7 protein-coding genes are annotated in these 9,940 nt (G+C 30.3%); all 7 read right to left on the bottom strand.

What is annotated here, in order from left to right; translation table 11 throughout:
- Window positions 1-2,118 (bottom strand): HsdR family type I site-specific deoxyribonuclease (locus AACZ53_RS11570; RefSeq protein ID WP_339838559.1); only part of this gene is annotated, 2,118 nt, incomplete at its 3' end.
- A 7-nt stretch (window positions 2,119-2,125) separates the two neighbouring features.
- The gene (locus AACZ53_RS11565; protein WP_339838556.1) at window positions 2,126-3,103 is read right to left on the bottom strand and encodes a CBS domain-containing protein; all 978 of its coding nucleotides are present in this window, start codon (window positions 3,101-3,103) and stop codon (window positions 2,126-2,128) included.
- An 11-nt stretch (window positions 3,104-3,114) separates the two neighbouring features.
- Window positions 3,115-4,338, bottom strand: a complete 1,224-nt coding sequence (locus AACZ53_RS11560; RefSeq protein WP_339838554.1) for a restriction endonuclease subunit S — start codon at window positions 4,336-4,338, stop codon at window positions 3,115-3,117.
- Window positions 4,339-4,389: 51 nt separating this feature from the next.
- Window positions 4,390-4,644, bottom strand: a complete 255-nt coding sequence (locus AACZ53_RS11555) for a hypothetical protein (protein WP_339838552.1) — start codon at window positions 4,642-4,644, stop codon at window positions 4,390-4,392.
- Between the two features lie 46 nt (window positions 4,645-4,690).
- The gene (locus AACZ53_RS11550) at window positions 4,691-6,121 is read right to left on the bottom strand and encodes a hypothetical protein (protein WP_339838549.1); all 1,431 of its coding nucleotides are present in this window, start codon (window positions 6,119-6,121) and stop codon (window positions 4,691-4,693) included.
- On the bottom strand, window positions 6,118-7,845 hold the full coding sequence (locus AACZ53_RS11545; protein ID WP_339838547.1) for an NACHT domain-containing protein: 1,728 nt from the start codon (window positions 7,843-7,845) through the stop codon (window positions 6,118-6,120). Before AACZ53_RS11545 ends, AACZ53_RS11550 begins: the two co-directional genes overlap by 4 nt.
- A 15-nt stretch (window positions 7,846-7,860) precedes the next feature.
- Complete coding sequence (locus AACZ53_RS11540; RefSeq protein ID WP_339838544.1) at window positions 7,861-9,477, bottom strand: class I SAM-dependent DNA methyltransferase; 1,617 nt, start codon at window positions 9,475-9,477, stop codon at window positions 7,861-7,863.
- Window positions 9,478-9,940: the final 463 nt, after the last annotated feature.

Raw genomic sequence — 9,940 nt, 5'->3', positions numbered from 1 at the left:
GCTATAATCTACATCACCTTCTAAAAGTGACTTGCAAATTCCTACTTGATTATAAAACATTTCTAAGGCTTGACGCATATCAATAGTTGGTTCTCCTTTTCCACCACTACCAGTATATTTATTAGTAGCTTTTTTCAGTTGGTCTCCAATACCAATATAATCGACAATAACTCCTGAAGGTTTATCTTTAAAAACTCGATTAGTTCTAGTAATAGCCTGCATTAAACTGTGTCCTTTCATCACCTTATCTACATACATAGTATGCACACAAGGAGCATCAAAACCTGTTAGCCACATATCTCTAACAATGACTATTTCTAAAGTATCTTTAGGATTTCTAAAGCGCTTTTTTAAAGCTTCTGTAGCATCTTGTGTTCTAATATGTGGATTCCATGCAATTGGATCTTTGGATATGTTGCCAGTCATTACAACCGCAATTTCTGGGCAACCTTCTAATGCTGTTAAAGCATCATACATTTTCACACTGTTTCTTCTACTCATACAAACCACCATTGCTTTTCCTGGCAAGGTATCTGTTCGATTTTTAAAGTGTTTTAATATATCGGCTGCAATTTTTGCTACACGGTCTTCTGAACCTGCTGCATCTTCTATAGCTGCCCATTTTAAATTAGAAGCATCTTCTTGTTCCCATAAAATCTCATCTGCATCATCATCTATATTTTCATTGCCTAAATGCAACTTAGCCAAACGAGGTTCATAATATATAGGAACTGTTGCTTTGTCTTCAACAGCTTGTTTGATGTCGTAAACGTGAATGGTTTCTCCAAAAACTTCTTGCGTGTCTGCATCTTTACTGTCAACAGGTGTTCCTGTAAAGCCTATAAAGGAAGCATTAGGCAACGCTTTTCGTAAGTTAGAAGCAAAACCATCTAGCAAACCATATTGCGTTCTGTGGGCTTCATCAGCCATTACAATAATGTTTTCTCGTTCCGATAAAATAGGATGTTCTATTTCTCCTAATTTTTCATCGGTTCCCATTTTTAAACGAAACTTTTCAATCGTAGTAAAAATAACGCCACCACTTCCTGTAGAAAGCAATCGTCTTAAATCATTGGTAGAATCAGCATGTTGCACATCGCCCACTAAATCTTTTGCTAAGACAAAGTTTTCATACAACTGAAAATCCAAATCACTTCTATCTACTTGTACAACAATGGTTGGGTTTTTTAATTCGGGTAAACTGCGTAATATTCCTGCATACATTGCCATAGAAATACTTTTTCCACTGCCTTGTGTATGCCAAATTACCCCAATTCGTCCATCACCATAAGGTTTTATAGCTTTTTTAGCAGCTTCAACTGCAAAATTAACTCCAAAAAACTGATGGTATTTGGCTCCTTTTTTTATTAAAGTGCCGTTATGGTCTTCAAAAAAGATAAAGTTCTTAATATAATTGAGCAATCGTTCTTTGGGAAACAAACCAAACAACAACGTATGCATTTGAAAATCATCTTCCACTAAGGTTCTTCCATCGATGCTTTTCCAAGCGGCATACCATTCGCTTTTGGCATTAAACATACCATGTTGGGCTTCGTTACCATCACTAATAACGGATAGCATATTGTATTCAAATAATTGCGGAATATCTTTGGTATAATGTCCTATTTGGTTTAAAGCTTCAGCAATATTGGTGTTTTCATCAAACCAGTTTTTTAATTCAAAAACCACTAAAGGCAAACCATTTATGTATATAATAATATCAGGACGACGTTTGTTTTTACCTACAATACTAAACTGATTCACACACCAAAAAGTATTGTTTTCTGGATTTTGAAAATCGATAGGATAAATATGAACCGCTTTGTCTTGTTTGTGGGCATCTTTGTATTCAAAATCCAACCCTTTAGTTAGCTTTAAATGAAAATCCCTGTTGCGATACAACAAATCAGCTCCTTTGGTATTGGCAAATTCAGCAACAGCTACATCTTGCAACTCACTTGGTAATTGCGGATATTGCTTTTGTATAAAAGCCAACAACTGGTCTTTTAAAACCACTTCATTAGCATTTTGAGGCAAAGTACTACCGTTTACATGGCTATACCCTAAATCGGTTAACCAATCGATAGTGGCTTGTTCTATTCTAGCTTCTGTTGTCATATAATTTTTAATTATATTTTCTTAATTCCGTTAAGAATTTTGCCATTTTAACTAAATCAGTTCTTTGATCTTGAGTAATACCTTCAGGATCAAAATGCATGACATCATTTCTTATCTGTCTAATTTTATCTAATTGCTTTATAAAGTGTGAACGCTCTATTAATAAATTAAGTTTTTCCCAATTTTCAGGTTTACCGACAATTCTTATATAGTCTCCAAAGTTTAAATCATCTATAAATTCAATTTTACGTTCATACTCGTCATTTTTACAAAAATCAATCAAATCTGCAATTAAAAACTTATTATTTAATATTTGCCTTATATGATTTTCAATTTGTTCCAATAATAGAAACGGCTCTGTCACTGATAGAAATTGTGAACTAATATCTGCAATAGTTACAATACCAGAAATAGTTTTATCATTTTTATATACTAACACAAATTCTTTTTCTATTACAATATTAATCGCCTCCATAAGAGGAGTTTCATAACTTAATAAAGTTACATTAGTATTTATGTAATCTTTAGCTTCCTCTGATTTACTTCCATTTACTAAAGCACAACCAATAGTTCCCCAACTAATAAAACCAATTACATTTCTTACTCCACTCATTACTGGTAATTGAGAATAATTATGCATCATCATCAATGTAATTTCTTCTTTTAAAGAAGCTTCTTTATTAATTGAAATAGGCTCTCTATTAGAAGACGGAAGAAGTTTTATTCTTTGAATTGAATCTACTTCATTTTTGGTTGTTGCTTTTTTCTTATGTTTTAAAACAATATCCCCATCTATCCAACCATTTACAAAATTAGGTTCAGTTTCTAACTGGTTTTCGTGAAGAAATCTATTTATATAAGCTACATTTCCAGTTGTTCTTTTTTCACAACCAAAAAAATTAAGTAACTCTCTTGGAGTAATTTCGAATTCCTTATTATTTTCTTTTATTTCTTTAACTAATTCTAGAAATTCCTCTTTTGGCATATTGTTTTATATTAATTAGTTAATTCTCTATACTCTTTTAACCGCACCTCGCCACTAATTAACTTTGGTAATAAAGTATCGCGTAATTGGGTTAGGGTTTGGTTTTCTAACTCATTCTCTTTTATTTGTTTATAAAGAGGAATTATTTTATCTTCAAATCTATTTAATGTTTCTTTAGGTGATACAATAAATTGTAATTTTTCTAAATTTTCTTTATTTATTTTTAACTGAACTGCCCCAGTTATAATTGGAATTACATTAGTATTTGAGAGACTTAAATATAAAAACTCATTTGAATAATCTTTATTTCCTGTTAAAACATGAGCGTGATTACTTACACAGAACTTACCTGTAACAAACTGTAAGAAAGGAGTATCTCGTTCAGTTTTAACAGTGCCATCTTCTGCCAATAGAATATATTCTCCTTCAAACTTAAAGTGATCTATATAGTCTAAAATTTTTGTAGCACCAAAATATGGATATTCACCTTGAATTTTTGCTCTTTCATTTGTAGAAATTGGTTTTCTTTTTTTATTATGACTAATATAAATTTCATCCAATCTCTTCACTTCCCAACCTTTAGGAATACTCCCTAATTCACTATCTACAAATTCACCGTTTTGAAAAGGGCCAAAATCTACAAACCAGTGTTTGTATAAAGCCATTGCCATTTCTTCTAAGGTTTTGTTGATGGCTAGGTTGTTTTCTATTTTGTCGTCTATGGTGGATAGGATTTGAGCTATGGATTTTTGTTCTTCATAAGAAGGAAAAGGTATTTTAATATTAATTATATCTGATGGGCTTAGATTTGGCTGACCGCTACCGATTGCTTTATTAAAAAGGTATTCCTCATACCGTTGTGAAGAGATCACATAAAATAAATAATTATTATTTAATTTAATCTCATCACATATAAATTTACCTACACGTTGGTTAAGTAAACCAAATGTATTAGTTTTTATTTTAACTTGTCCAACTCTTCCAACACTACCTTGACCTGTCATTGCTATCAAAATATCATTTTTTCTAATTTTGAATTTCTCTAGTTTCTCAGTTAGTTTTTTTTCAGAAACAAATTGGTCTTTTAGAAAATTTACTCTCTTATCTTGAATGTTTTTTATTTTAATAACTGGTATACCGTGAGATGTAAAATCACTACTTTTAAAAGCATACCCAGAAAGAAAACTAGAACCTTCTGAAATTTTTTTAAATATAAATTTTGAATTAAATATCATTTTTATTTTTTGAAACTTATTTTTTAGTAACTACTCTTTCAATAACGTAAATTAATTACAACATTTATGAGGTTCAACAGGTGGTAAATTTATTCTATCAGCAATATAATCGTTACATAAATCTAGTGTAGAAAAAGGACCAATCCAAACACCATTTAATCCTCTTGTTTGTTTTTCCCTTTTACCTGTGCCAAAATTACATTGTGGGCAATGTCCTTTATGTATTTTATTTTTCTTGCCTGCTTTCCAGTTATGGTAGAAGTAGAATAGGTTTTCTTGTTGTTGTATGTTTAGGTATACTTCCATAGTTTATATGTTATCTAGTTGTTTGGCATTTTATCTATATTTAATTTTAGTTTTGAAATTCTTTTAATCTTGAAATATTAAATCTTAAATTAGTTCTATTTATTCCAATTATTCTAAAATTAATTTTACTGTTTTCTTCTAAATTATTGTTTTCATCACCTATTTCAAATGCTTGAGCAGGGTGTAAAAAAAATAAATTTCTAGTCTTAATATTTTCACCTGTTACATAATAACCGTAATCAAATATAGCATTAATGGTTCCGCATAATTCATACTTTCTTAATAAGTGTGAAATATCACGGTATGATGCATTAAAATGAAAAGTTAACATATTCACTAAATTTTCAAGATATGGTTTATCTTTCATATTAAAATAATCTTCTATTACCTCTTCAATTGATTTGTGAGTAGGTATTTCAACGTTGTCTTCAAATATTGAATATTCACTTTTAATAAAAACTGACGTAATTAAACCATGTAAATTTTTTTTCTTTTCAAAATCATAATTAAATGTTTCTTTAAACCTACTAAATTGTTCATTCAATGATTCGTTTTTTGAAATATAGTCTAATAATCCATTATTTATTAATTGAGTCACTTTTCGCATAACTCTATTAATAACTTTTTGATTATTCCTAAAAGGATTCAATAAATTCGATATTTCTTCATTAATTCTTTTACTTTCGATATGTTGTCTGGTAGCAATATTAATTGCAGTCATTAATGATTTATCGCTACTTGTTTCATTTAGAATATCAATAAATATTTCTGCATTTAATGATTTAACCAAGTTAAAACGATTATATATCTCATATGCTAATTTTATTGCTTGAATCTTTTTTCTCTTAGCAACTAATAAAATATTTATAATCTCCGTAGGTTGCTTTTCAAAAATTATTGCAATTTCATTGTATAGTTCAAACTTTTCTAGTATTACTTTCGAAATACCATAATTACCATTATCAAACAAAAATAAAAATAACGTTTTTAATATTTTTTGATTTTCAGTATTAACAATAATTGTTCCATTGTAAGTTGTTATACAATAAATTATCAATTGAATATTTTCAATTAACAACATTACTTCAATTAATTGAAAAAATATATCTTGGCTTCCATTACTCTCAAAAATCTTCTTGAATATAATTAATTGTTGTTTAGTTGGTTTTTGGACATTTTTTAAAAGTTTTGAAATTAAAATAAATTGTTCGAATTCTGCCAACGCTAAAAAACCTTTTGCAGAACTCTCTGGATTATTAAAATCTTTTGCTAAATATTCAGCTTTCCCAATAATTTCAGATTCAATAATTGAATCTTTTTGTGAAGTCATTATGCATTGAGCTGCTAAGTAAATATTATACTCTGCAACCAATCTTACAAAATCATGTCTTTTATCCATTGAAAGACTATGATAAAAGAAACGTATACTTTGATAATACTTCTCGTTTTTAGCTTTGTTAATTAAATCTAGCATCATAATCCAACTATTGCTATTTCTTCTTGTGAATGAAAATAATCTTGATAAGCTTGATGAGCAAAAGTGTATAAATTATCTCTTTTTTCAAGTATCCCTAATTGTGTTACTATTTCTAAAACATAAATGACATCAATTGTAAATCCATACTTGTTTTTACACTCTAGAAAATAATTTATAACCTCATTCTCAGTCATTCCAGAATTAGTATCTTTTTTTTCTAAACTCCAATATCCCAAATATCTCAATAATGTATGAATTGTTCTAATATGAAAATTACCATCTTTTTTCTCTTCTATTTCTCTATGATAAAGACTATGAATAAACTTATCAATTATTTCTCCTTCACTTTTTGGAATTTCACCACTTACTTTGTAGATTTCAATTAGTCTAGATAACATTAATGGAACTTTAATTATTTTTTCCAATCTTACATCTTCTTTTATGTTTTTTAAAATAACTTGAGCATCGGCCTTACTTTCTGTATTTTTATTTAAGAAATTTTCAATTTGATCTATATCCATTTTTTGAAGCTGAAATACAGGAACTTCTTTAAAAATATTGTCATCTTGTGGTCGATTAGATAAAATAATAAAACATTTTTCATAAGATTTAATCAAATTTTGAATTTCACGCAACCTAATTGTTTTCAATTGATTACTATCATCCCTCGGAATTTCATTAATAGCATCAAGAAATAAATTTATTCTACCTTCGACAAGCATACGCTCACCCAATATCTCATCAACCCCAATTTTTGTAAAAATTGCGGTTTTTATTGATATTGACTTATCTGTTAACAATCCTAAAGAAATATAAACAGGGGTATTATTTAGTGAATCTTTCAATTTTTTATCTGCGTCATAATAGGCTAAGTATTCCAAAGTAGTACTTTTACCCATTCCTGCATCACCCCAAATTAACATTCTTTTTTCTGGTACATTAGATCTTCTCAATTCATTCACAGTACCCTTTCTTTCAAGTCTATCATTATCATCTGTATTTATACCATTTTCAATAACTAGATTTTGTGACAATCTTATATCCTCTTTCCCTTTTATATGAACAAAACGACCTATTCGAGATTTAAAATCTTCTTTAACAGAGTTTAAATAAGGCTTAAAATCTTGCTCCTTTTGTAAATTATCATTATTTATTATTTCTGTTAATTCAATTTTCCATCTTTCTAAAACTAAAATATATACAACTAATAGGTTTTCAATATTTTCATAAAGTTCCTTCGATGTCCAATCTTCACATAAATGACTTTCAATATTACGTAAATTATATACCTTCAGTAAATGATAATCTTTTATATTATTACCCTTTAGTTCTTGCTCATCATAACTTGTAAAATCAATATTTCTTGGATTTAGACTAAGAGCACCTATTAAAGCCGAAAGCCCTTTTGTACCTTGATCATATTTTTCATATTTACTTGGATTAACTAAATAAAGTACCTTACGGAAAAAAGGTTCTATTTTTGCAAAATCAGCAAATAGTGATATTTTTTTTTCTTTTCCAACCTCATCTACTAAAATAATTTGTAATGCATTTGATATACGTGATTCAATCCCATCTAACTTTAAATCTGTTTTATTTAATTTTACAGATAAACAAAGTTCAAATAATTGAATTAAATCAATTAAATTATTGTCATTTTTATAATTGAAAACTTTTTTTGTTTCTTCAAAAATTCTCTTTTTTATAGTTTCCCAATCAATCATATCTTAATTTTTAAATCATACCTTATTAAAATTCTCCAATATCCTTTGTTGCAACTCATTCCCTTTAGCAAACTGTTCTTGCAAAGTAGCTTGTAAAGCAGCCATTTTATCTTCAAACAAAATACCATCGTCTTCTACTTCCTCTGTGCCTACATAAATACCTGGGGTTAGTTTGTAGTCTTGTTTTTGTACTTCTTCTATAGTTGCAGCATAGCTATAACCATCAGTGTTTTCGTAACACACCCCGCCTTCGGCACCCCTCTCAAGAGGGGAAATATTTCTCCAAGAATGGTAAGTGGCTGCTACTTTATCAATATCATCATCCGTAAAAATACGCAACTTACGGCTTTCCATAGTGCCCATTTTACTGGTGTCTATGAATAAGATTTCATTGTTACGTTCTCTGTGTTTGCCGTCTTTTCCATCACGGTTTTTACTCAATATAAAAATACAAGCTGGTATGCCTGTTGTTAAAAACAATTTATCGGGTAAACGCACAATACAGTCAATCATGCTGTTGTTTACCATAAACTCACGCACGTTTTTTTCTCCTTTATTGTTCGAAGTCATTGCTCCATTTGCCATTACCACACTGGCTGTTCCTATATCGCTCAAATGGCTCCAAAAGGTTTGCATCCACATAAAATTGGCATTACCATCCGTAGTAAATTCTTCTTTAGGTCCAAAGAGTCGTGGGTCGTTTTCAGGTAAGTCTTCTGGGTGCCATTGGCTCACATTAAAAGGTGGGTTTACAATGATGAAATCGGCTTTTAAATCAGGAAACTTATCTTGTAATAAAGAATCACCCAAACGTACATCAAAAGACAAATCGCGTAAAGCCAAGTTCATTTTACACAAACGTAAGGTACCATCGTAACGTTCTTGTCCGTATATAGCAATGTTCTTTTTATCACCACCGTGGCTTTCTAAGAATTTCAAGGATTGTACAAACATGCCACCCGAACCACATGCGGAATCAAAGATTTTACCTTCATAAGGTTCAATCATTTCCACCAACAAGCGTACAATACTACCAGGAGTAAAGAATTGTCCTGCACCAGAACCTTCGGCAATAGCAAACTTGCCTATATAATATTCATAAACACGACCTAAGACATCGCTTTCTGGGTTTTCTTTCTGAGATAATTTAGGATTAGAAAGTAAGTTAATCAAACCACCCACTTGTCGTGCCGTCAATTGACTCTTTACAAAAATACGAGGCAATATCCATTTTAAGTCAGGTCGACTTACCGCTAAAGTACTGTCTAACGTATCAAAAGCATCATCTACAATCACTTTGATATTGTCTTGTTCGGCATTAGCTCTTAAGTATTCCCAAGTAGCTTCTTTAGGAATGATATAAATGTTTTTAGACAAATACTCATCGGCATCTTCTAAAACATAATTTATTTCGGCATCATCTGTAGTAAAATAAGAAGATGTTTTATCTTGTAGTAATGTTGTTAATTCTTCTTTACGCATTTCATAGCGTTCCGACATGTGCTTTAAGAAAATCATCGGCAACACATAGTCTTTGTATTGATTTTCAGCTACAGCACCACGCAGTTCGTTTGCCGCTTTCCAAAGTTCTTGTTCAAAATTGATATCGGCTTTTACGGTATTTTTACTCATGTTTTGTTTAATGACTTGTATTCTTCAAACCTACCATTTTTTATCTAAAGTACCAACAGGAAAAACACCTATTTTGTACGAAAGTTAGTATTGATTTGTAAATGTAAAGAAAGCGTTTGAGATTGTTTTACGGTTTCCCGCATTAGGGTTTATTTAATTGTGAATTATGAGTTGTGAATTGTGAAGGCTCTGTTTGTATAGGGTAGTAGTCGGTTATCAGTTATCAGTTACATTTATGGTGTAAGTAGTTTGTGTGAGTTTCTATTGTGTTTCCTCCAAAGTTGGCATAACAATAGTGTTTAAAATCCGTGTCCATCCGCGTTTGACGCAGTCAATCCGTTTCATCCGCGTTCCAAAAAGAAATCTTTGTAAAACTCAGTGAAACCTTTGAGAACCTATGTGCAACAACCCCAGAGCAAAGCGACCACAAACCAATAAATTATAAAAATTTCTTAAATTTCTT

The organism is uncultured Flavobacterium sp. (assembly GCF_963975005.1).
Taxonomy (GTDB): Bacteria; Bacteroidota; Bacteroidia; order Flavobacteriales; family Flavobacteriaceae; genus Flavobacterium.
Note: the sequence above shows the minus strand (reverse complement) of the source record. Positions and strands in the feature narration are given on the sequence as shown.